Source organism: Thalassococcus sp. (assembly GCF_982780845.1).
Genome location: NZ_CEYADA010000008.1, coordinates 157586 through 177699 on the forward strand (window position 1 = coordinate 157586; position 20114 = coordinate 177699).

Here is a 20114-nt window from a genome sequence, read left to right on the forward strand (position 1 = left end):
GAGGTATTAGAACTTGCCGTGACGTTCGCCGCGGCCTTCGCCCATACCTTTACCTTTGCCGAAACGCTTGCCCATTTTGGACTGCAGATCGGCAATTTCCTCTTCGGTGATCACGCCATCGCTGTTGGCATCGATACGGTCGAACATCTTGGCTGGACCGCTACGTGCCTCAAGCTCTTCAGGCGACAGCTTGCCGTCTTCGTCGGCATCCATACGTTCAAGCATACGCTGCGCGCGCTGCTGCATGCGTTCGGACTGCTGCTGTTCGAAACCTGCGACCAGCTCTTCAAGAGAGACGCCACCGTCACCGTCGGTGTCCATGCCCGCGAAACGGGCTTCGCCACGTGCTTCGAATTCTTCAAGGCTGATCTGGCCGTCGCCGTTGGCGTCGATTTCAGAGAAGTTGAACTGCGGACCCTGATGGTCGCCGCGCGCTTGTGCGTCGCCTGCGAAACCACCCATCGCCACTGCTGTTGCCAAAACTCCTGCACCGATAGCTGCAAACTTCATGTTTGTTTCCTTCCAGTTCTTGTTTCAACACCGGTCCGTTGTGGCCGGTTATGCAGGTCAAACGGGCCAGCTTCGAATTTCCGTCGAAAAAAGTTTGAGCATCGAAAAATGGAGTGGTCTGCTTGGCAGTATAGAAGCGCACGCGATCCATTCGGTGACGTAAGGCGCAACTGGCCTGAATGTGCCCAGAGTGGATCATCTGGGTTTCACATAATCGGCTTGGAAAACAAATTGAACGGCTCCTTCGAGCCCACTTTGACCGATGCCGCGCCGTGTTCGAATCTCGACCTAACTGGTTTTGAATAGTGCGAGAGCTTGTCCTAGAAAACACTCGCAGGCTTTGGCTTCGATATCGTCAATGCAGCGTAATTTGACGTGCCTCCTGAACTTTCCAGTCCATTCCAGTACACCGTCCGGGTCTTCAAATTGGACACCATTGGCAAACTCCAACGAGACGTATTCGGCGTAGGCGTAGAAGCCGCCGATGCGGCTTTTGGTGTTGTCTATTTCAAGTTCAATTACGTTACCGCCATACATCGGCCGTAAGTTAGCATCAGGTGCCAACTCGATTATCATCTCTTCCAAGTTGCCGATGATCTCCGCCTTCGTCGCGTCGTTCATGTCACGCCTAACCCTTAATAGGAGAGGCGATCTCGACGATACAGCCGTCCAAATCGCGGACATAGGACACGGTCTGTCCCCATGGCTTTTCGCTCGGCGCACTGACTGGCTGGCAACCCTCTGACAGGGCTCGTTCATAAGCGGCTGCGACATCATCCGTGACAAAACAAATTTCCCACGCGGCGGCAGGTCCAGTTGGGTTGTTCGGTAAGACGGCCAAGCCGTTCATTTCGGCGGCTTCGGTCCCTGCAAAAGCTAAGACTGTCTCACCTGTTTCCATCTCTCCGTATAGTTTGCTCTCGTGAATAAAACGCTGCTTGAGCCCGAAGGCGGCTTCGTAGAATGCGACCGTTCTGGGCACATCTGCTACATAAATTATTGTGTATCCAAGTTTCATCAGAAGACCGTACTCTAAGCCGACAGGCAAATCTTGAATAAATCAGACCTATTTGAAAGGGATGGCTGGCAAGGTCAAATCTGTGGGGATGCTGCTTGGTGAGAACCCTCCGAAACGGCGAAAGGTGCGAGCCATATGCGCATGATCTGCATACCCACCTTCGAACGCAGCGGCACTGAACGGCACGTTACCATTCGTTATCAATTTTAGTGTTCGATGGAACTGAATGAGCTGCGCATAGGTCTTGCCTGAAAGGCCAACGTTGCGGCGAAAGAGGCGATTCAGATGCCGAGCCGTGCATGCCACGAATTTTGCGAGCGCTTCGATGCGAAGCCGTCCGCCAGACGCATGAAGTATGTCAATTGCACGGGTAAGTCGCGGATCGACATCAGGCCAAGTTTGGGCGTGAACAACGTGCGCCAAGGCCTCGAGCGTCGTGGCGGATCCACAAAGCACAGCTAGGGAAGGCACACGATCCAGCGCCTCTGCTCCTCTCAAGACGCTGTCCTGTGCCTTACTGAAATCGCCTTGCCACAATGTCGCTCCATGTTCTGGGCGTAGGCGGACGCCAATCCATTGGTCGCCGGATACGTAATCGACACGATAAGGCTGTGTCGCGGGTCCAGTGACAATGGGTGTGATTTGATCTGGTGTGCGTGAATGATTACGCACAATGATGTCACAGCGTCCATCAGGCAGGACGACAGCGCTGCCTGATGTGCGAGCAGCAAACGACCACATCGCCTCAATGCGGCGAACGGCTTTGGGCGTTTCTATTGCTTCACTATAGCCAATGGGTATCGGAATGAGAGTCGTTCCTTAATTCAATACGCATCGCGATGTTACTCATTCCTTGCAGAGCCACCAGTAGCAACAAAGCTAACCTTGGCGCAGTCGCAGCGAAATGGCGCTTCGTCCGCACCGCTGACATTCAAAGCTTTCGTCCCCAATTCAATACCCCTACCCGCTCCATTTGCGACATCCGGACGCAAGGGCGGTTTGACACCTTTTTATTGCCCCCTTGCTTATGCAAATTGACGGCTTCAACGAGGTGACTGATGTCCGAAACAGATCAACATACTGAAGAACGCCCGACGCTGCCGGCCTTGCTTAAGGGTTGGCGCCGGAAATGCCCGAATTGCGGGTCCGGCCCTCTTCTGAGCGGCTATCTGAAAGTGCGCGACACGTGTCCTGTGTGCCGTGAAGACCTGCATCATCACCGCGCGGATGACGGGCCCGCCTACCTGACGCTGCTGATCGTGGGCCACCTGATGGCGCCTCTTCTGCTGTTTGTCTTTGAAACATGGCGACCCGAACCGTTGACCCTGTTCACCATCTTCGCCGTTGGATGCAGTGGACTGTCGCTCTATCTTTTGCCAAGGTTGAAGGGGATGATCGTCGCCTTTCAATGGGCAAAACAAATGCATGGGTTCGGCGAGTCTCCGTGATCTCCGGACCACGGAGTGAATATGACCGAAACCAAAGACGTCCCCATTCGTGACGCCTCGACTGTTATTGTGATGCGCGACAAGGCCACGCGCCCGCGCGTCCTGATGGGTCAACGCGGGGCCAAGGCTGCGTTCATGCCGAACAAGTTCGTCTTTCCCGGTGGTGCCGTGGACAAAGGCGATGCGCATATTCCACTGGCCAATCCGCTGGCTGACGGCTGCCGCGCCAGACTGGCCGAGGATGCTGCGCGCGATATGTCCGGCGCTTTGGCCGCTGCCGCGATCCGTGAGCTGTGGGAAGAGACCGGCCAAATCCTGGGCCAGATGGCTGCATGGACCGATCCCGTGCCAGACGACTGGGTTGATTTCGCCAACCGTGGCTACCTGCCCGATGCCTCTGCCCTAAGCTTTGTCTTCCGCGCTATCACCCCGCCGGGACGCCCGCGCCGGTTTGATGCGCGGTTCTTCCTGGTCGATGCCGATGCGCTGGCCAGCGATCCCGATGACTTTGATGCGGCTTGCGACGAACTCAGCCACTTGCAATGGGTGCCGGTGGACGAAGTGCGCAAACTGGATATGCCGTTCATCACCGAAGTCGTTCTGGCCGAAATCGCTGCCCGCGCGACGGATGACAGCGTTCCGGACTCGGTCCCGTTTTTCAAAAACAACGACGAAGCCAGCCTGTTCCTGCGTCTGAACGGGCGACCGATGACTGATTGAAGCAATTGAAAAGCTGAAACAAATAAGGCCCCAATCCAAAGATCAGGGCCTTTTTCATTTCGATAAAGATCGAAATTAAACTCAGACAGCTTTCTTAAGCGCGTCGACCAGATCGGTGCGTTCCCACGAGAAACCGCCATCCGCATCAGGCGTACGGCCAAAGTGGCCATAGGCTGCTGTGCGTTCGTAGATCGGCTTGTTCAGTTCCAGATGCGTCCGGATACCGCGCGGTGTCAGGTCCATCACCTGCGGAATAGCCGCTTCAATTGCAGCGGCGTCCACCTGACCTGTGCCGTGTGTGTCGGCATAGATCGACAGCGGTTTGGCCACACCAATCGCATAGCTCAGCTGGATCGTGCAGCGATCGGCCATGCCAGCCGCAACAACGTTCTTCGCCAGATAACGCGCAGCATAAGCCGCCGAACGGTCAACCTTGGTCGGGTCTTTGCCCGAGAACGCGCCACCACCGTGGGGGGCTGCGCCGCCGTATGTGTCCACGATGATCTTACGGCCTGTCAGACCGGCGTCGCCATCTGGACCACCAATCACAAAGGTACCTGTGGGGTTCACCCACCATTCGGTCGCATCTGTGATCCAGCCTTCGGGCAGAACTTCACGGATGTAGGGCTCAACAATCGCGCGGATGTCGGCCGAGCTTTGGCTTTCGTCGGCGTGCTGTGTGGACAGAACGATGGACGATACGCCAACCGGCTTGCCGCCTTCATAGCGGACAGACAGCTGTGATTTCGCGTCAGGGCGCAGCAGCGGTTCCTGACCGGATTTGCGGACCTCGGCCAGACGACGCAGGATTGCGTGGCTGTACTGGATCGGGGCCGGCATCAATGCGTCTGTTTCGTTGGTTGCGTAACCGAACATAATGCCCTGGTCACCCGCGCCTTCATCACCACGTTCGCCAGTCACACCCTGCGCGATGTGCGCAGACTGTTCGTGCAGATAGTTGGAAATCTTACAGGTCGCGTGATGGAACTTGTCCTGCTCGTACCCGATATCCTTGATACAGGCGCGCGCGATGTCGGGGATGCGCTGCATGTATTCCGCCAGTTTGGCTTGGTCCGTCAGACCGACTTCGCCACCGATCACAACGCGGTTTGTCGTTGCGAATGTTTCGCAGGCCACGCGCGCCAGCGGATCCTCTGCCAGTAGGGCATCGAGGATCGCGTCAGAGATGCGGTCACATACCTTATCGGGATGGCCCTCGGAAACGGACTCCGAGGTAAACGTATAATTGTCACGAGACATAGGAAAAGTGCTCCATTAGGTTTCGCTGCCACGCCAGGAAGCCGTTGTGGCAGGTGTATGTCGTTGCGCTACGCCCTTGTTATGGGCACGTCAATGAGAATTAGAGCGCGCGCGCAACGCGCCAACCAAGGTGAGTCCCAATAGCAGCACAAGCAACGGAACGTCACCCGAACGGGAATAGATCGTGTCGTTCAAAGCTGCGGGCAAAGGCACATCGATGTACCCCGCCTGCCCCAGATCGATGGAATCCACGATACGTCCCTTGGCATCAATGACCGCCGAAACGCCAGTATTGGCGGATCGCAGCATCGGCAAACCCTGCTCAATCGCGCGCATCCGCGCCTGTGCCAGATGCTGGTAAGGGCCGGACCACGTACCAAACCACGCGTCATTGGTGATCTGGATCAGCATATCAGGGCGGCTGCCACCTGTTTTTGCATGCTGGGGAAAGACGGCCTCATAGCAGATCAAAGGCAATGCTTTGCCCAACGACCCCAAGTCCAACAGGCGCGGCCCCGGCCCTGCGGAATAGCCGCTGGCCGCACGCTGCGCCAAACCGCCCACGTTGATCCGCGCGAAAAGATCGGGGAACGGCATGTATTCCCCGAAGGGCACAAGGTGATGCTTGTCGTAAACCGCAGAGGTCTGGCCGCTGGCATCCTGCAAGATCAGGGAATTGTAATAGCGCCCATCTTCTTCACGCTGGATGCCGACAATCATGGGCACCGGACCTGCGGACTGCGACACAACGCCAAGCGCTTCCTCGGCGTTGTTCAGCAACATCGGCATCGCTGTTTCCGGCCAGATGATCAAATCAGGACGCGGTCCGACCTCGGTGAAGGACAAAAGCCGGTTGAAAAAAACAGGGATCATGTCGCGCTGCCACTTTTGATCCTGTGGCGCGTTGGGCTGCACCAGTCGCACGATCTTTGGCGTGCCCTCTTGTGGTGTGATCGGGCGGTTTTGCAAATACACCCCACCACCGATCAGTCCGATTGCCATTGCAATTGCCGCCAATCCCAAAGGCAGCGCGCGGGTGCGCGACACCTCTGAGGCAAGCCACGCAATCGTCAGGGTCAACAGCGTCAGCCCATGGGGCCCGATCACAGCCGCCCATTGCGCGCCAATAGTCGGCGTCCAGACGTAGCCGACAAGCCCCCAAGGAAAGCCCGTCAGAATATACGCACGCGACAGTTCTGCCAGCGTCCAGAGCGGCACAACCAACCACCGCAAACCAGAAGACGCGGCCAACCAGAAAGGCATGGCCCAGAATATCGCAAGACCAGCCGCGATCAGCACCAAGGCGAACGGGGCCATCCAGCCTGTCGTCGCGGCATCAACCTGAAACGGGTTCACAATCCACGTCAGGGACGTCCCGAAGTATCCAACACCAAAGGCCCAGCCGATCCAGCCTGCCTGTCTGCGGCACACTTCAGGTGACAACATCAGGAATGGAACCAGCAACGCAGGCAGGGCCAAGCCCGTCAGGTCAAAGGGCGCCTGCCCCAACCCAAAGGCCACGCCCGCCAAAAGCGTGATCACCAAACGAAGCCTGAGCGACAGGCCCCGCATCGGCGCGAAAAGGTCACTCATTCGGGGCTGCGCTTGTGGCGTCTGCGCCTTGCTTGCGGCTGCTCACCGTACCGGGGGCACCCGGCATTCGGACGCGCAGGCGCTTGATCCGCCGCGGATCGGCGTCCACGACCTCAAACTCGATCCCGTCGGGATGCGGCACCATTTCGCCACGGGCCGGGACACGCCCTGCCAGCATGAAGACAAGGCCACCAAGCGTGTCGATCTCTTCTTCATCGATTTCTTCGTCTTCGGTCAAAGACATGCCGATACCGGCTTCGAAATCAGACAGAGGCGTCTTGGCCAGAGCCAGATAGGTGCCGGTTTTTTCCTGACGCCAGTTTTTATCTTCTTCGATGTCGTGTTCGTCTTCAATCTCGCCGATGACCTGTTCGATCAGGTCCTCGATGGTCACCAGACCATCAACACCGCCGTATTCATCAATGACCAAGGCCATATGTCGGCGTTCGGTCTGCATTTTCGTCAGCAGAACACCGATCGGCATGGAAGGCGGCACGAACAAAAGCGGGCGCAATACATCGGCCAGATTAAAATCAGTTGTCTCGCCGTTAAAGCCGTGAAGAAGCGCAAAGTCCTTCAGGTGGACCATGCCAATAGGCGTATCCAACGTGCCTGTGTACACCGGCAGTCGGGTCAATCCGCTTTCACGGAAAATACTTACCAAGTCTTCTTTGGAAACGGTGTCCGGTACAGCGATGATATCCGCCTTCGGCACGCTGACGTCCTCGACGCGCATACGGCGCAGGTTCATCATGCCGTGTGTCACCGGAGCAGGAGCCGCAGTCGGGCTTCCATTTACGACGATATCGTCGTCCGAATTTTCTGAACGTGCTCCGAACAAACGGCGGAGAACGCCCACGCTGGTCTTGTTTTCACTGGTCTGCTGCGCGCCCTGCGCTGCATTAGACGACCCGTCGGTTTCGCCCATCTCTTTCCTGTCCAAAATGACGGGATGCCCCGCCGCTTTACGAATATGGGTCGGCTATACCCATTTTGCCAAGTATGGAGGTTTCCAAACCTTCCATAAGCGTGGCGTCTGCGTCACGGATATGGTCATAGCCCAACAAATGTAAAACCCCATGAACCAACAAATGTGTGACATGGTGCTCTAATACATTTTCGGCTGTTTCCGCTTCTTTTTTACATACGCCAAAGGCAATCGCGATATCACCGAGGTGTTCGGGCATCATCGTGTCAGGCTCTGGCGGTAGATCAGGATCGCCGCCATCGTCCTCTGCTCCAAGCTCCCATGCGGGCCAGCTTAGCACATTGGTGGGCGTCGGTTTGTCGCGGAAATCGGCGTTCAGTTCGGCAATTTTGGCATCGTCACAGCCTAGAACCGCGATCTCGTAGCCTTCGGTTTCCATGCCTAGATGCTGCAAGGCAGCCGTAGCCGCGGCTTCAGCCAATCCTTCAAGATCGACCACATCCCATGCATCATCTTCAATGATCGTATCGGTCAGCATATGCGCTCCATTCCTGACGCACTGCTGACCTGCCCCGACAGATCACCCTTGCGCGTTGTCGGCTGCCTCATACGCTTCAATGATGGCGGCGACCAGCGGGTGGCGCACAACATCTTTGGATGTGAAGTAATTGAAGCTGATCTTGGGAATGTCTTTCAGCAGCTTTTCGGCTTCGGCCAGACCAGACGGCATGCCGCGCGGCAAGTCGATCTGCGTGCGGTCGCCGGTGATCACCATCCGCGATCCTTCGCCCAGACGGGTCAGGAACATCTTCATCTGCATGGATGTGGCGTTCTGCGCTTCGTCCAGTACGACGAAAGCGTTCGACAGCGTCCGACCACGCATAAACGCCAAAGGCGCGATTTCGATGATCTTTTCTTCCCGAAGCCGTGCAAGCTGTTTGCCCGGCAGGAAATCCTGCAGCGCATCATAAAGCGGCTGCATATAGGGATCGACCTTGTCCTCCATCGCACCGGGCAGGAAGCCCAGCTTTTCGCCGGCTTCCACAGCAGGACGCGACAGGATGATCTTATCGACCAAACCGTTGATGAACATGTTCACGCCGACAGCAACAGCCAGATATGTCTTACCCGTCCCCGCCGGACCGATCCCGAAGGCCAGTTCATTGTCGAACAGCGCCTTCACATAGGCCTTCTGTGCCTCGGTACGCGGTTCGATCAACTTTTTGCGGGTTTTGATTTCGACACGACCACCACCAAACATTTCCAGTTGGTTTACCGGCTCGGTGTCCACAGCCGGTTCCGCGCCAAGGCGGAATTCGCGGTCAATATCCTGACTTTCGACGTGCTTACCCTGCTCCAGTCGTTCGTAAAGCGTCTGCAAAACTTCGATCGCTTCGGCCTGCGGATCTGCTTCACCGAAAACCGAAAGCTGGTTACCCCTTCGTAAGATCTGAACGCCAAGCCGTGTTTCTATGTCCGTCAGGTTGCGATCAAATTCACCACAAAGCTCGATGAGCAAACGGTTATCTGGAAATTCAATGGTGGCTTCGGTCAGGGTGCCTGTTGTCACGCATGTCTCCTGTGCTGCGACTCGAATTAATCATCCCAAGGGTCGGCATTGATAGCAAGCGGCTGGACCCAAAAGACATATAGTTTTGAAATAAAAAAAGCCGCACGCAGTTTCCTGCGCGCGGCGATTAGGCATATGCGGGACGCGATCAGAGCGCGTCACCGATGATAGAGGTCGATCCGCCTTTGAAATCGCCGGTGGCGATTGTCGGCGGTGCAGTACCGGAACAGACCGGCTTGCCGAATTTATCCAGACGCGCCGACAGGTAGCCCTCGACGCCATCGTCGATGATCCAGTGGTCACAGCCATTCGGGTCAACCCAGATACCGGCCTTCAGCTGGCTCAGGTCCTTGGCATCCGTGCCGCGGTCGATGCTTTTGTCAGGGCCGTACTGGCCGCCTTCGGTCAGGCCCAACTCACAACCCGAGACCAAAGCCGCAGCACCAAGCATGAGGGCAATCTTCATGAATTTCATTTCGTGTGCCCCTTACTGAATGCAGATGATTTCGACACGGCGGTTCTTGGCCATGCCTTCTGTGGTGCCGTTGGTCGCGGCAGGCATACGTTCGCCGTAACCGCGTACGTCGATGATTTTCGCGCCGACAGATTTGCCCACAGCGGCAACCGCGTTCGCGCGGTTATAGCTGAGACGCATGTTGTATTCGTCAGACGCGCGGCTGTCGGTGTGACCCGCGATGATAAAGCCGATGGCTGTGGACTGCTGGAAGAATTCTTTCAGACGGTCACGGCCACCCGCGCTGATGCGGTACTTGTTTGTTGCAAAGAACTGATCCGAGTTCAGAACACCGCAGACGTTGCCACGACGGCATACCGGAATGCCTTTGCGCGTCACGTGGGGCGTCATGTAGCCTTCGACGCCGTCATCCATGACCCAGTGCTCACAGCCATCGGGATCAACCCAGATACCGGGGATGTATCGTTCGCCAACGATTGTCCGCTTGTTTTGCGTGGAAATGATCGCTGTTCGCGCTGTATCGACACCGTCTTCCGCCTTTACGGCTGTCACAGGTGCCACGGCGAAAGCGATCGCCAGAGCAGCCCCTGAAAATACGGCGTGGACTTTTTTGATAAGACTGTCCGCCACGGCCTTTGTTCCTTAAGTACTGTTTCCCCAGAGCGTCTTTGCGACAGAGCGCAAAGACGGCAAACCTATTGTGGGGTTCAGTTTACCAAGAAATCAGGCCCTGTGAAGAAAATTCCACCAGATATTGACGCCAAGCCGCGCAATAATACTAATTTCAGCCAAGCCGTTAACGATTTCCGGCGGTCATATTTGGTTTTGATGTGCTGACGACGGGCTAAGCCCGTCAGATCAGCACGCCGGAAAGCGAATTCGCACCGCTGTCGATGATACGGACTTTGCGCAAATCACCGGGGTTAAGGCCGTCTGCCGTGACATGGACGGCATGCAGGTATTCCGACTTGCCCACCATCTGCCCCGCCTGACGACCCGGCTTTTCGAACAGAACCGACACCTCACGCCCGACCATTGCATCCTGCAATTCACGCTGCTGTTGCGACAGAAGCGCCTGCAAACGCTGCAGACGGTCGTTCTTTTCATCTTCCGGCACCTGCGGGCGCTCTGCTGCGGGCGTGCCCGGACGGGGCGAGTATTTGAACGAAAACGCCGAACCGTATTTGACCGTCTTGATCAGGTTCAACGTGTCTTGGAAATCTTCCTCGGTTTCCTCGGGGAAACCTACAATGAAGTCACCGGACACATGCAAGTCAGGACGTGCTTCGCGCAGGCGCTCCATCAGCTTGATATAGCTTTCAGCGGTGTGCTGGCGGTTCATCCGCTTCAGAATCTTGTCCGACCCGGCCTGGACCGGAAGATGCAGATAGGGCATCAGCTTGGAACAATTCGCATGCGCCTCGATCAACTCGTCGTCCATGTCGTTCGGGTGCGACGTGGTAAAACGAATACGCTCCAGCCCGTCGATATCGGCCAGTGCATAGATCAGGCGGGCAAGGCCCCAATCCCCATCGGTACCCGCACCGTGGTAGGCGTTTACGTTCTGCCCCAAGAGCGTGATTTCCCGCACGCCACGCTCCACCAGATCACGCGCTTCATCCAGCACGCGGGATGAAGGGCGGCTAACCTCGGCGCCGCGGGTGTAGGGCACCACGCAGAACGCACAGAATTTATCGCAGCCTTCCTGAACCGTCAGGAACGCGGTCGGACCGCGCGATGCTTTGGGGCGCGATTTCAGGTGCTCGAACTTATCCTCTTCGGGAAAATCCGTATCCAAAGCGCGCTCGCCGCTGCGCGCCTTGGCCTCAAGTTCGGGCAGGCGGTGATAGCTTTGCGGGCCGACAACCAGATCGACCATCGGCTGACGGCGCATGATCTCTTCGCCCTCGGCTTGGGCTACACAGCCCGCAACACCGATTTTCAGATCAGGCTTTTCCGCCTTCAACCCTTTGTAACGGCCCAGCTCCGAGTACACCTTTTCCGCCGCTTTTTCGCGGATGTGGCAGGTGTTCAGCAGGATCATATCCGCATCATCGGGCGAATCCGTGGGCACATAGCCTTCGCCGGACAGCGCTTCGGACATACGCTCACTGTCGTAAACGTTCATCTGACAGCCATAAGTCTTGATATACAGCTTTTTTGGCGTGGTCATTGCAGAGGCTCCGGCAAAGGGTTTGGGCAGCGGGGATATATCAGAATAGCCCCTGCTTGCAATGCAGAGGAATTTAACCGATTCTGCGGAAAAATAGTGTACCGAGCAGCATGCGTTACGACAGTCTTGAAAATTTTCTGACCGATGGCAAAGACGCCCTACTAAAAGGGCCGATCGCGATGGTTTTTGCCGAGGACGATGTCGAGATCGACACCACGATCCGGCATCACCAGCAAAGCGGCTTTGACCAGATTCTGGTTTTCATGTCACCGATGTTCGATCTGGCCCCCGACGTGGCCGACCGCGTTCAACGCATCGATTACAACACGACACAGGAATATTCCGTCCAGAAAGCGGTGAATAAGATCATCGCCGCCGCCCCCGGCATCTGGATGTATTACTGCTATAACGCCGAATACCTGTTCCACCCGTTCTGCGAAACGCGCACCATCGGCGAAATGCTGACGTTCCACACAGAAGAACGCCGCGACGCGATGCTGACCTATGTGATCGACCTTTACGCCGATGACCTTGGGCAGTTTCCCAACGCCGTGTCGCTGGACCACGCCTATATGGATCGGTCGGGATATTACGCCTTGGCGCGGCACGACGAAGAAAACCACAACCACCCGAAAGAACGCCAACTGGATTTCTTCGGCGGTCTGCGTTGGCGGTTCGAGGAACACATTCCCACCAAACGCCGCAAGATCGACCGCATCGCAATTTTCAGGGCCAAACCCGGCCTGCAACTGCGCCGCGATCACACTTTCAACGATGAAGAATACAACACCTACGCCTGCCCGTGGCACAACAACCTGACCTCGGCCATCGTGTCGTTCCGCACGGCAAAAGCGTTGAAAAAGAACCCCGGCTCGACCTTCGACATCGAAAGCTTCACCTGGCACAATTCAACGCCATTTGAATGGCATTCACGGCAATTGCTGGATTTGGGGCTGATGGAACCCGGTCAGTGGTTCTGAAAACCGCCTGACCGGTTCTGAACTTACAGGTGATCGTACTGGGGCATACCCAGAACGTGGAAACCACCGTCCACGCGGATGATTTCGCCGGTCGTGCAAGCGCCCGCATCCGACGCCAGATACACCGCCGTCCCGCCAACCGCCTCAAGCGTCGCGTTCGAACCCAAAGGCGCGTTCTGGTCTGTGTGCTTGTACGTCTTGCGAGCACCACCAATCGCAGCACCGGCCAGCGTTTTCATCGGACCGGGCGAAATGGCGTTCACGCGGATGCCGTCCGGCCCCAGATCGTTCGCCAGATAGCGCGTCGCGGATTCCAGCGCCGCTTTGGCAACACCCATGACGTTGTAGTTCGGCGTCACGCGGGTCGACCCCATGTAGGTCAATGTCAGCAGCGTGCCGCCATTGTCCTTCATCATCGGGTGCGCACGGCGTGCCACGTCGATAAAGCTGTAGGCCGAGATATCCATCGAGTTCTTAAAGTTCTCGCGCGAGGTGTTCAGGATACGGCCCGTCAGTTCGTTCTTGTCCGAATAGGCAATCGCGTGAACAACAAAATCCAGTGTATCCCAGCGGGCGTTCAACTGTTCGAACGCAGCATCCAACGATGCGTCGTCGGTCACATCCACATCCACCGTGAAATCCGACCCAACAGATTCCGCCAGCGGCTGAAGACGCTTACCAAACGCCTCGCCCTGATAGGTAAAGGCAAGCTCTGCCCCCGCATCGGCACAGGCCTTGGCAATACCCCACGCAATCGAGCGTTCGTTGGCCACGCCCATAATCAGCCCGCGTTTGCCGCTTAGTACACCTGACATAACTTGCTTACCTATCTTGCGCTGCGCTTAACCGTTGAAGCGGCTGAGAACCATGGAACCGTTCGTGCCGCCAAAGCCGAACGAGTTTGTCATGACAGAATCCAGACCGGCGTTTTCCACCAGCGACGTGGCGATTTCCTCGGGCTTCAGCGCGGGATCCAGCGTTTCGACGTTGATCGACGGAATGATGAAGTCGTGCTCAAGCGCCAGCAGGCAGTAGATCGCCTCTTGCGCGCCTGTGGCACCTTGGCTGTGGCCGGTCATCGACTTGGTCGAAGATACCGGCGGCGTGCTGCCGTCACCAAAGACACGGCGGACCGCTTCGATTTCACCCACGTCGCCCACCGGCGTCGATGTGCCGTGTGCGTTGATGTAGCTGACCTTGCGCCCCTCGGGCAGCGTGGACAGCGCCAGACGCATCGCACGCTCGCCGCCTTCACCGGACGGGGCCACCATGTCGGCACCATCGGATGTGGCTGCATAGCCGGTCACTTCTGCATAGATTTTCGCGCCGCGCGCTTTCGCGTGCTCAAGCTCTTCCAGAACGACGATACCGCCGCCGCCACCGATGACAAAACCATCGCGGTTCGCATCAAACGCGCGCGAGGCTTTCTCAGGCGTGTCATTGTACTTGGACGACATCGCGCCCATCGCATCGAACAGGCAGGACAGCGTCCAGTCCAGCTCTTCGCCGCCGCCAGCAAACATCACGTCCTGCTTGCCCATCATGATCTGTTCTGCCGCGTTGCCAATGCAGTGCAGCGATGTGGAACAGGCCGATGTGATGGAATAGTTGATGCCCTTGATCTGGAACGCGGTCGACAGGTTCGCACTGACGGTAGAACACATTGTCTTCGGCACCGCGAACGGCCCGATCCGCTTGGTCGCGCAGGATTTCAGAACAGTCTGATGCGCCGCCAGCATCGCGCTGGTGGACGGACCACCGGAACCGGCGACCAGACCGGTGCGCGGGTTCACGATGTCGCTTTCTTCCAGACCGGAATCCGCAATGGCCTGTTCCATGGCGATATAGGCATAGGCCGCACCCGGCCCCATGAACCGAAGCGTCCGCTTGTCCACATGATCGGCCACATCCAGCTTGATGTTGCCCGCGATCTGGGACCGGAAGCCATGCTCTTTCATGTCTTCATTTGCGGTAATGCCAGATTTCCCCGCTTTCAGAGAAGCCAGAACTTCTTCGGCATTGTTCCCGATGCTCGAGACTACCCCGAGACCTGTAACGACGACACGGCGCATGACGCCTCCCTTTGTATTAAGCTCATGCCTATGTAGTGCACCCACGCCCAGAGCCGCAAGCCCTTGAGGCCGTTCGGACCTCGCCCGGCCTGCACTTTGGTGTGGCTAGACGCCAAGGGACGAAACAAAAACGGCGCCGCGACTTGCGGCGCCGTTTCTATATTTGGGATCAGAAGTTTAACCAATCATCGCGCCATCTTCGCGCCAGACCGCCACAACCGAAGACCGCGGCTTACCTGCACCATCGGGCCATTGGCCGCCGGGGTGCTGGACACCGACAAAGGCCACTTTTTTATCAACAGACCAGCACAGACCGGTGACTTCCGCGCCATATGGCACCGTCATGAACCGCAGGATCTCGCCGGTTTCGGGATCACCAACAAGCATCTGGTTGTTCCCCATGCCTGCAAATTCACCTTCGTTCTTGTAGTCGCCGTCAGTCTGGATCCACAGCATACCTGTGCTGTCAAAAACCATCCCGTCGGGCGAGTTGAACATGTTGCCGGTATTGACGTTGCTCGACCCTGCATATTCATTTTCATACACGGTCGGGTTCCCCGCCATGACGTACAGGTCCCAAGTAAACGCCGTGTCTGCGTGGTTTTCGTTCGCGGGTGTCCAGCGGACGATCTGACCGTAGTTGTTGGTTTCACGCGGGTTGGGGCCGTTTACGGCCGTGTCATCGCCACCGGCATTCGGTTTTACACCACGGTTCTTGTTGTTGGTCAGTGCGCAATAGCTTTCGACCTTCACGGGGTTGGATGCCACCCATTCCGGACGGTCCATGGTTGTCCCGCCAGCAGCCGAGGCCGCCATACGGGTGAAACACAGGATTTCCGCAGCATCCATGCCTGTTGTTTCCGGTGTAAGCGCCAGCCATTCACCGGACAGGTCATCATTGAATTTCGCCACATAAAGCGTGCCGTCGTTCAGAAGGTCACCGCCATCGGTGCCCTCTTCCCAAACACCGTTCGAGACGAATTTATACAGATACTCTCCGCGCTCATCATCGCCCATATAGACAACCACACGGCCGTCTTTTGCATGCACCATGGATGCGTTTTCATGCTTGAAACGGCCCAGCGCTGTGCGCTTTTTCGGTGTCGATGCGGGATCAGCCGGATTGATTTCAGTCACAAAACCATGGCGGTGCGGTTCGTTCGGCTCGTTTGAAATATCATAGCGGGGATCAAATTTTTCGTAGGCATAGCGTCCTTCACCACCAATGCCGTAGCGTGTGTAGCCTTCCCCTTCAGGCATTTCGCCAGTCGCACCAAAGTAGCCGTTAAAGTTCTCTTCGCAGGTCAGATAGGTGTTCCAAAGCGTCCGGCCAGAACCGCAGTTGTTCATAGTGCCCTTAACGGTCTTGCCTGCAGGATCTGCTTTGGTCTGAACCAAGGGGTGGCCTGCTAACGGCCCTTCCAGTGCCATTTCTGTTTCGTGCGTGATCCGGCGGTTCAACGGGCTGTCTTTGACAACCACATAACCTTCGTCTGATTTGGCGATTTCCATAACGGTAACGCCCTGCAGATTTTTCAGAAGCTTCACTTCATCCGCGTTCTGCGGAATGCCTTCGGATGCGGCAGGCAGGTTGATTTTCGGGTTCACGTATTCCGAATTCACTGTGATGACTTCTTTGCCATCAACCTCGAACAACTCCATGCCGTCGGTGTTTTCGCCGAACACTTTGTCCGACATCTCGACCGACACGCCAGCCTCGGGATCGTAGGCACTCTCTGCTTCGGACCAAAGGGCGTCGCCCCAACGCACCAACACTTTGGATTTGTACCCTTCAGGCACATGCACAGCGAAATCCGTGGCGATATCGATCGGCTCAAATGCAAATTTGCCATGGGCACCGGCACGCGCGGCAGTGGTGGACGAGAACAAGCCTGTTCCGAAAACGGCTGCGCCGGAACCAAACGCCAAGGCACCACCCAAGAAACCGCGGCGCGAGATTGCGGCATCTACAACCGCATCGAATTGGTTTTCGTTTGGACGGGGATCACGAAGTTCGTCAAAGTCATCCCAAGACATGTCTACGTCGTGCTGATCGGTCATTGTTAGCTCCCTACTGGATTAGCTGGTGGAGCGGGCCAAAACGACACCGCCCCGATGGGTGCCGCATGGGTAGGAAGTCAATGTATCGAATTTATAACAATTCTAGATTGCAAGGAATTTACTTGTGGATAATTCCGCTTCGGGCATTTTCTGCCGTTCTTGGAACGAGAAAGGCCGCCCGTTCTCGGGGCGGCCCTTTTGTAGCTTAATTCTTCGGAAATCTCAGCTTTCGGATAGCGCGACTTTCATGTCTTTGACCTGATAGATCACTTCGCCATCCGCCTCGACGATACCGTTCGCAACACCCATAGTCAGGCGGCGTGTCTGGATCGCCTTAGTGAAATCGACCTTGTAGGTCAGCATCTTACGGTCAGGGCGCACCATTCCAGTCAGTTTGACCTCGCCCACGCCCAGCGCATAGCCGCGCCCCTGCCAGCCGCGCCAGCCAAGGTTAAAGCCGGTCAACTGCCACAGACCGTCCAGACCCAGACAGCCGGGCATGATCGGGTTACCGGGGAAATGGCAATCGAAGAACCACAGATCAGGTGTGATATCGAACTCGGCCACGACGTGGCCTTTGCCATGCAAGCCACCGTCACCGGAAATTTCGGTGATGCGATCCATCATCAGCATCGGCGGTGCAGGCAATTGCGCGTTGCCTGGGCCAAACAGTTCGCCCCGCGCACATTTCAGAAGATCGTCTTTATCGAAGCTGGTCGGAAAGTCGGCCATGCGTCGCGCACCCCCAAGCAAGTTTGTCGTTTCACGCCCTCTATCAGAGCGACAAGCGACCACGCAAGCCCTTGCACGACCGACCACCGCGCGTTGCGCTTTGCGGCTTTGGCCAGCAAAACATTTGAATTCCCCCCCATGAACACTTTATATGTCCTATAGTTGAAGAAAGCGGAGCCACCTTACCAATGGACGGCAGCATCGAAAAACGTGGGGCAGACTGGCTGGCAGAGGGCGGATTGCGTCCGACACGACAGCGGCTTGCCCTTGCCGAACTGCTTGTTGGCGATGGACAAAACCGTCACGTCACAGCCGAAAGTCTGTTTGCTGCGGCACAGGATGACGGTGCGGGCGTTTCGCTGGCGACAGTCTATAACACGCTGCGCGCCTTCTGCGATGCGGGCCTGATGCAAGAGGTCACGGTCGACGGCTCCAAAAGCTATTTCGACACAAACACCCATGACCACCCCCATTTCTATTGGGAAGACGACGGGTCTCTGACGGATGCCCCTGCGGATCAATTGCAGATCGCGCATTTGCCTACGCCCCCCGAAGGCGCAGAGATCGCCAGCGTCGATGTGGTCATTCGCCTGCGCCGGAAATAATCCGAGGCCTTAGGCTCCAACCCAAACTTTATTCATTGTCAGGCCGTCGCTCAGGTGCACCGCCTCGAATTTTTGCCCTTTGGCAAAACAGCCCAGATCACCACGGCAAATCGCCTTGGCTGGGCGCGATGTGACCATCGACAACGCATCAGCCAGATCGAAACCCAGCCCCACGACGTTCCGCACCGCCGTGGGCAGGTCCAGATCCGCCCCCGCCAGCGTGCCATCCGTCAACGTCAGCTGACCATTCCGGCGCAGCACCTGCCGCCCCATCAGGTCAAAGCTTTCCACGTCCGTGCCGGCAGGCGACATCGCATCACTGACCAGAAACGCGCCCTGCCCTTTGGCGCGCAGTGCAGCGGTTAGGGACGCTGGATGCACGTGGATCAAATCCGCAATCAGCCCGCAAGTCACCTGTTTGTTCGACAACGCCGCCCCGACCAGACCGGGTTCGCGGCTGTTCAACTGGCTCATGGCGTTGAACAGATGGGTGGCCATGGACGCCCCTGCTGCGAAGGCCTGTTCTGCCGCTGAACTATCGCAGTTGCTGTGCCCAAGCGATACCGTGGCCCCTGCGCCCACCAGCGCTGCAATCTGCTCTGGCGAAACGCTTTCCGGCGCGACGGTGATCAGCAGACTGGGCAAACGCCCCGCCGCGTCGCACAGCATGGCCAGATCGTCCTCATCCATAGGTCTGATCAGCGAAGGATCATGCGCGCCGCATTTCTCAGGGTCCAGATGCGGACCCTCAAGATGCAAACCTGCGATCCCGCGTATACCCTTTCGGCAGGCCTCATCAACCGCTTCAATGGCAGCTTCGACCTTTTCACGGGTGTCGGTGATCAAAGTGGGCAAAATACGCGTCGCACCTAAGCTCGCATGCGCCTCGGCCATTGTCTGCAGCGCTGTACTATCCGGCTGATCATTGAACAGAACACCGCCACCGCCATTCACCTGCACATCGACGAAACCGGGGCTAAGAATGCCGCCGCCCAGAACTGTGATATTCACGCCCTGCGCCTCAGCAGCAGGCACGATCGCCTCGAAACACCCGTCCGACAGCAGAACAGCCGTATTTTCATGGAAGACCGTGCCGTCAAAAACGCGGGCACCTGTCAGTGCTGCTTTAGTCATAACGCGCCCCTCGTGAACCGTTCCGCCAGAATAACCGCGCCTGCCAAGCCGTCGCCTTTTGGCGGCACCAGCGATGCGCGGGCTTCTGGCGGCAGATAGGATGCATAGGCGTCAGCCAGCCCCCCCGTCAGGCACAGCGCATCCCCGCCCTGCCATCCCAGATCAAACAGCGCCTGCATGATCAGACCTGCGCCCTCTGACAGGATGCCCAGCGCGCCACTGTCCGACGCCAAAGCGGCGTCGTTCACACGCGGCGCGAGCTTTGCGAAGTCAGCCGGTGCCATCGTGCTGGCGGCCAAAATGATCCCGCTGCGTCCACCGAACTCTTCGAAAACCTCATGCAGGAACGCTGACTTTTCTGTCCGGCCTTCTTCCGCCATCAAAGCGCGGGCCAGCAAAGCCCGTCCGATCCACGCACCCGAGGCCTCATCACCCAACGTCAGCCCGTAGCCGCCGATATGACGCACCTGCCCGCCAGCCGACCGCGCAAAGAACGATCCGGTGCCCAGTGCTGCAACAAAGCCATCGGCACCATCCAAGGCCCCGACAACCGCTGCCATACAGTCTTCCTGAACAACCACCCGCGACAATGGCAAAGCGGCTGCGACTGCGGCCTGAATGCGGTCATCAATCGCGCCTGCCAGTGACACGTAGCAGGGCACGTCGCGGATATCGGCACCAGACTGATCCGCCAGCGCCGCAATCGCCTCGCGCAGACAGTCTTGGGACCGGTCCAGATGCGAAAACGCATTCGACCCGCGCCCACGATACTCAATCTCGCGCCCGTCTAGCCGAAGAACCGCCCGACAGTTCGTGCCGCCGCAATCTATGGCAA

General features: G+C 57.3%; 22 protein-coding genes and 1 riboswitch. Of the genes, 4 read left to right on the top strand and 18 right to left on the bottom strand.

Going from position 1 to position 20114, the window contains the following annotated elements; translation table 11 throughout:
* Positions 1-6: 6 nt before the first annotated feature.
* The 4 genes from AC4FIA_RS11165 to AC4FIA_RS11180 form a co-directional block, all read right to left on the bottom strand.
* Positions 7-510: an EF-hand domain-containing protein gene (locus tag AC4FIA_RS11165; protein WP_490365900.1), complete on the bottom strand. Its 504-nt coding sequence runs from the start codon at positions 508-510 to the stop codon at positions 7-9.
* A gap of 288 nt (positions 511-798) precedes the next feature.
* Positions 799-1131, bottom strand: a complete 333-nt coding sequence (locus AC4FIA_RS11170) for a DUF1801 domain-containing protein (protein ID WP_490365901.1) — start codon at positions 1129-1131, stop codon at positions 799-801.
* A gap of 7 nt (positions 1132-1138) precedes the next feature.
* Positions 1139-1528, bottom strand: coding sequence for a VOC family protein (locus AC4FIA_RS11175; protein WP_490365902.1), 390 nt, complete (start codon positions 1526-1528; stop codon positions 1139-1141).
* A 48-nt stretch (positions 1529-1576) separates the two neighbouring features.
* The gene (locus AC4FIA_RS11180; RefSeq protein WP_490365903.1) at positions 1577-2269 is read right to left on the bottom strand and encodes a helix-turn-helix transcriptional regulator; all 693 of its coding nucleotides are present in this window, start codon (positions 2267-2269) and stop codon (positions 1577-1579) included.
* A 317-nt stretch (positions 2270-2586) separates the two neighbouring features.
* Here AC4FIA_RS11180 and AC4FIA_RS11185 point away from each other — a divergent pair, with 317 nt between their 5' ends.
* Together AC4FIA_RS11185 and AC4FIA_RS11190 are read left to right on the top strand one after the other, a co-directional pair.
* Positions 2587-2976, top strand: coding sequence for a DUF983 domain-containing protein (locus AC4FIA_RS11185; RefSeq protein WP_490365904.1), 390 nt, complete (start codon positions 2587-2589; stop codon positions 2974-2976).
* Between the two features lie 21 nt (positions 2977-2997).
* Positions 2998-3696: an NUDIX hydrolase gene (locus AC4FIA_RS11190; RefSeq protein ID WP_490365905.1), complete on the top strand. Its 699-nt coding sequence runs from the start codon at positions 2998-3000 to the stop codon at positions 3694-3696.
* Between the two features lie 81 nt (positions 3697-3777).
* Here the strand turns inward: AC4FIA_RS11190 and metK are convergent, their stop codons facing one another.
* From metK to miaB, 8 genes are all read right to left on the bottom strand, one after another.
* Positions 3778-4956, bottom strand: coding sequence for a methionine adenosyltransferase (gene metK, locus AC4FIA_RS11195; protein WP_490365906.1), 1179 nt, complete (start codon positions 4954-4956; stop codon positions 3778-3780).
* A gap of 8 nt (positions 4957-4964) precedes the next feature.
* Positions 4965-5012, bottom strand: a riboswitch (SAM-SAH riboswitch).
* Between the two features lie 34 nt (positions 5013-5046).
* Positions 5047-6549 (bottom strand): apolipoprotein N-acyltransferase, encoded by a 1503-nt coding sequence (gene lnt, locus AC4FIA_RS11200; protein ID WP_490365907.1) that lies wholly within the window; start codon positions 6547-6549, stop codon positions 5047-5049.
* Positions 6542-7477: a transporter associated domain-containing protein gene (locus AC4FIA_RS11205; RefSeq protein WP_490365908.1), complete on the bottom strand. Its 936-nt coding sequence runs from the start codon at positions 7475-7477 to the stop codon at positions 6542-6544. Before AC4FIA_RS11205 ends, lnt begins: the two co-directional genes overlap by 8 nt.
* A gap of 37 nt (positions 7478-7514) precedes the next feature.
* Positions 7515-8015, bottom strand: coding sequence for an rRNA maturation RNase YbeY (gene ybeY / locus AC4FIA_RS11210; RefSeq protein WP_490365909.1), 501 nt, complete (start codon positions 8013-8015; stop codon positions 7515-7517).
* A 42-nt stretch (positions 8016-8057) separates the two neighbouring features.
* Entirely contained in the window at positions 8058-9047 is a 990-nt protein-coding gene (locus AC4FIA_RS11215; RefSeq protein WP_103908890.1) for a PhoH family protein, read from the bottom strand.
* Between the two features lie 148 nt (positions 9048-9195).
* Positions 9196-9522 carry a hypothetical protein gene (locus AC4FIA_RS11220; protein WP_103908891.1) on the bottom strand — a complete coding sequence of 109 codons (327 nt, stop codon included), beginning with the start codon at positions 9520-9522 and terminating at the stop codon, positions 9196-9198.
* Positions 9523-9534: 12 nt separating this feature from the next.
* Positions 9535-10152 (bottom strand): OmpA family protein, encoded by a 618-nt coding sequence (locus tag AC4FIA_RS11225; protein WP_407703010.1) that lies wholly within the window; start codon positions 10150-10152, stop codon positions 9535-9537.
* 223 nt (positions 10153-10375) lie between these two features.
* Complete coding sequence (miaB, locus tag AC4FIA_RS11230) at positions 10376-11695, bottom strand: tRNA (N6-isopentenyl adenosine(37)-C2)-methylthiotransferase MiaB (protein ID WP_490365910.1); 1320 nt, start codon at positions 11693-11695, stop codon at positions 10376-10378.
* 110 nt (positions 11696-11805) lie between these two features.
* On the opposite strand from miaB, the gene AC4FIA_RS11235 reads away from it, so the two are divergent.
* Complete coding sequence (locus AC4FIA_RS11235) at positions 11806-12675, top strand: hypothetical protein (RefSeq protein ID WP_103908893.1); 870 nt, start codon at positions 11806-11808, stop codon at positions 12673-12675.
* A 23-nt stretch (positions 12676-12698) separates the two neighbouring features.
* On the opposite strand, the gene AC4FIA_RS11240 is transcribed toward AC4FIA_RS11235, so the two are convergent.
* The 4 genes from AC4FIA_RS11240 to fabA all read right to left on the bottom strand — a co-directional run bounded on the left by AC4FIA_RS11240 (position 12699) and on the right by fabA (position 17540).
* Complete coding sequence (locus AC4FIA_RS11240) at positions 12699-13490, bottom strand: enoyl-ACP reductase FabI (RefSeq protein ID WP_490365911.1); 792 nt, start codon at positions 13488-13490, stop codon at positions 12699-12701.
* A 27-nt stretch (positions 13491-13517) separates the two neighbouring features.
* Positions 13518-14747: a beta-ketoacyl-ACP synthase I gene (gene fabB / locus AC4FIA_RS11245; protein WP_490365912.1), complete on the bottom strand. Its 1230-nt coding sequence runs from the start codon at positions 14745-14747 to the stop codon at positions 13518-13520.
* A 177-nt stretch (positions 14748-14924) separates the two neighbouring features.
* Positions 14925-16808 (bottom strand): PhoX family protein, encoded by a 1884-nt coding sequence (locus AC4FIA_RS11250; RefSeq protein ID WP_490365913.1) that lies wholly within the window; start codon positions 16806-16808, stop codon positions 14925-14927.
* A gap of 222 nt (positions 16809-17030) precedes the next feature.
* Positions 17031-17540, bottom strand: coding sequence for a bifunctional 3-hydroxydecanoyl-ACP dehydratase/trans-2-decenoyl-ACP isomerase (gene fabA / locus AC4FIA_RS11255; RefSeq protein WP_490365914.1), 510 nt, complete (start codon positions 17538-17540; stop codon positions 17031-17033).
* Positions 17541-17728: 188 nt separating this feature from the next.
* On the opposite strand from fabA, the gene irr reads away from it, so the two are divergent.
* Entirely contained in the window at positions 17729-18145 is a 417-nt protein-coding gene (gene irr, locus AC4FIA_RS11260) for a Fur family transcriptional regulator Irr (RefSeq protein WP_103908898.1), read from the top strand.
* Between the two features lie 9 nt (positions 18146-18154).
* On the opposite strand, the gene nagA is transcribed toward irr, so the two are convergent.
* Together nagA and AC4FIA_RS11270 are read right to left on the bottom strand one after the other, a co-directional pair.
* Positions 18155-19279 carry an N-acetylglucosamine-6-phosphate deacetylase gene (nagA, locus tag AC4FIA_RS11265; protein WP_490365915.1) on the bottom strand — a complete coding sequence of 375 codons (1125 nt, stop codon included), beginning with the start codon at positions 19277-19279 and terminating at the stop codon, positions 18155-18157.
* Positions 19276-20114 (bottom strand): glucosamine kinase nucleotide-binding domain-containing protein (locus AC4FIA_RS11270; protein WP_490365916.1); only part of this gene is annotated, 839 nt, incomplete at its 5' end. The genes AC4FIA_RS11270 and nagA, both read right to left, overlap by 4 nt.

What these genes read in the sequence shown, in the direction of transcription:
- AC4FIA_RS11165 (WP_490365900.1), bottom strand. Translation starts at nt 510, where the DNA reads ATGAAGTTTGCAGCTATCGGTGCAGGAGTTTTGGCAACAGCAGTGGCG.
- AC4FIA_RS11170 (WP_490365901.1), bottom strand. Translation starts at nt 1,131, where the DNA reads ATGAACGACGCGACGAAGGCGGAGATCATCGGCAACTTGGAAGAGATG.
- AC4FIA_RS11175 (WP_490365902.1), bottom strand. Translation starts at nt 1,528, where the DNA reads ATGAAACTTGGATACACAATAATTTATGTAGCAGATGTGCCCAGAACG.
- AC4FIA_RS11180 (WP_490365903.1), bottom strand. Translation starts at nt 2,269, where the DNA reads ATGTGGTCGTTTGCTGCTCGCACATCAGGCAGCGCTGTCGTCCTGCCT.
- AC4FIA_RS11185 (WP_490365904.1), top strand. Translation starts at nt 2,587, where the DNA reads ATGTCCGAAACAGATCAACATACTGAAGAACGCCCGACGCTGCCGGCC.
- AC4FIA_RS11190 (WP_490365905.1), top strand. Translation starts at nt 2,998, where the DNA reads ATGACCGAAACCAAAGACGTCCCCATTCGTGACGCCTCGACTGTTATT.
- metK (WP_490365906.1), bottom strand. Translation starts at nt 4,956, where the DNA reads ATGTCTCGTGACAATTATACGTTTACCTCGGAGTCCGTTTCCGAGGGC.
- lnt (WP_490365907.1), bottom strand. Translation starts at nt 6,549, where the DNA reads ATGAGTGACCTTTTCGCGCCGATGCGGGGCCTGTCGCTCAGGCTTCGT.
- AC4FIA_RS11205 (WP_490365908.1), bottom strand. Translation starts at nt 7,477, where the DNA reads ATGGGCGAAACCGACGGGTCGTCTAATGCAGCGCAGGGCGCGCAGCAG.
- ybeY (WP_490365909.1), bottom strand. Translation starts at nt 8,015, where the DNA reads ATGCTGACCGATACGATCATTGAAGATGATGCATGGGATGTGGTCGAT.
- AC4FIA_RS11220 (WP_103908891.1), bottom strand. Translation starts at nt 9,522, where the DNA reads ATGAAATTCATGAAGATTGCCCTCATGCTTGGTGCTGCGGCTTTGGTC.
- miaB (WP_490365910.1), bottom strand. Translation starts at nt 11,695, where the DNA reads ATGACCACGCCAAAAAAGCTGTATATCAAGACTTATGGCTGTCAGATG.
- AC4FIA_RS11235 (WP_103908893.1), top strand. Translation starts at nt 11,806, where the DNA reads ATGCGTTACGACAGTCTTGAAAATTTTCTGACCGATGGCAAAGACGCC.
- AC4FIA_RS11240 (WP_490365911.1), bottom strand. Translation starts at nt 13,490, where the DNA reads ATGTCAGGTGTACTAAGCGGCAAACGCGGGCTGATTATGGGCGTGGCC.
- fabB (WP_490365912.1), bottom strand. Translation starts at nt 14,747, where the DNA reads ATGCGCCGTGTCGTCGTTACAGGTCTCGGGGTAGTCTCGAGCATCGGG.
- AC4FIA_RS11250 (WP_490365913.1), bottom strand. Translation starts at nt 16,808, where the DNA reads ATGACCGATCAGCACGACGTAGACATGTCTTGGGATGACTTTGACGAA.
- fabA (WP_490365914.1), bottom strand. Translation starts at nt 17,540, where the DNA reads ATGGCCGACTTTCCGACCAGCTTCGATAAAGACGATCTTCTGAAATGT.
- irr (WP_103908898.1), top strand. Translation starts at nt 17,729, where the DNA reads ATGGACGGCAGCATCGAAAAACGTGGGGCAGACTGGCTGGCAGAGGGC.
- nagA (WP_490365915.1), bottom strand. Translation starts at nt 19,279, where the DNA reads ATGACTAAAGCAGCACTGACAGGTGCCCGCGTTTTTGACGGCACGGTC.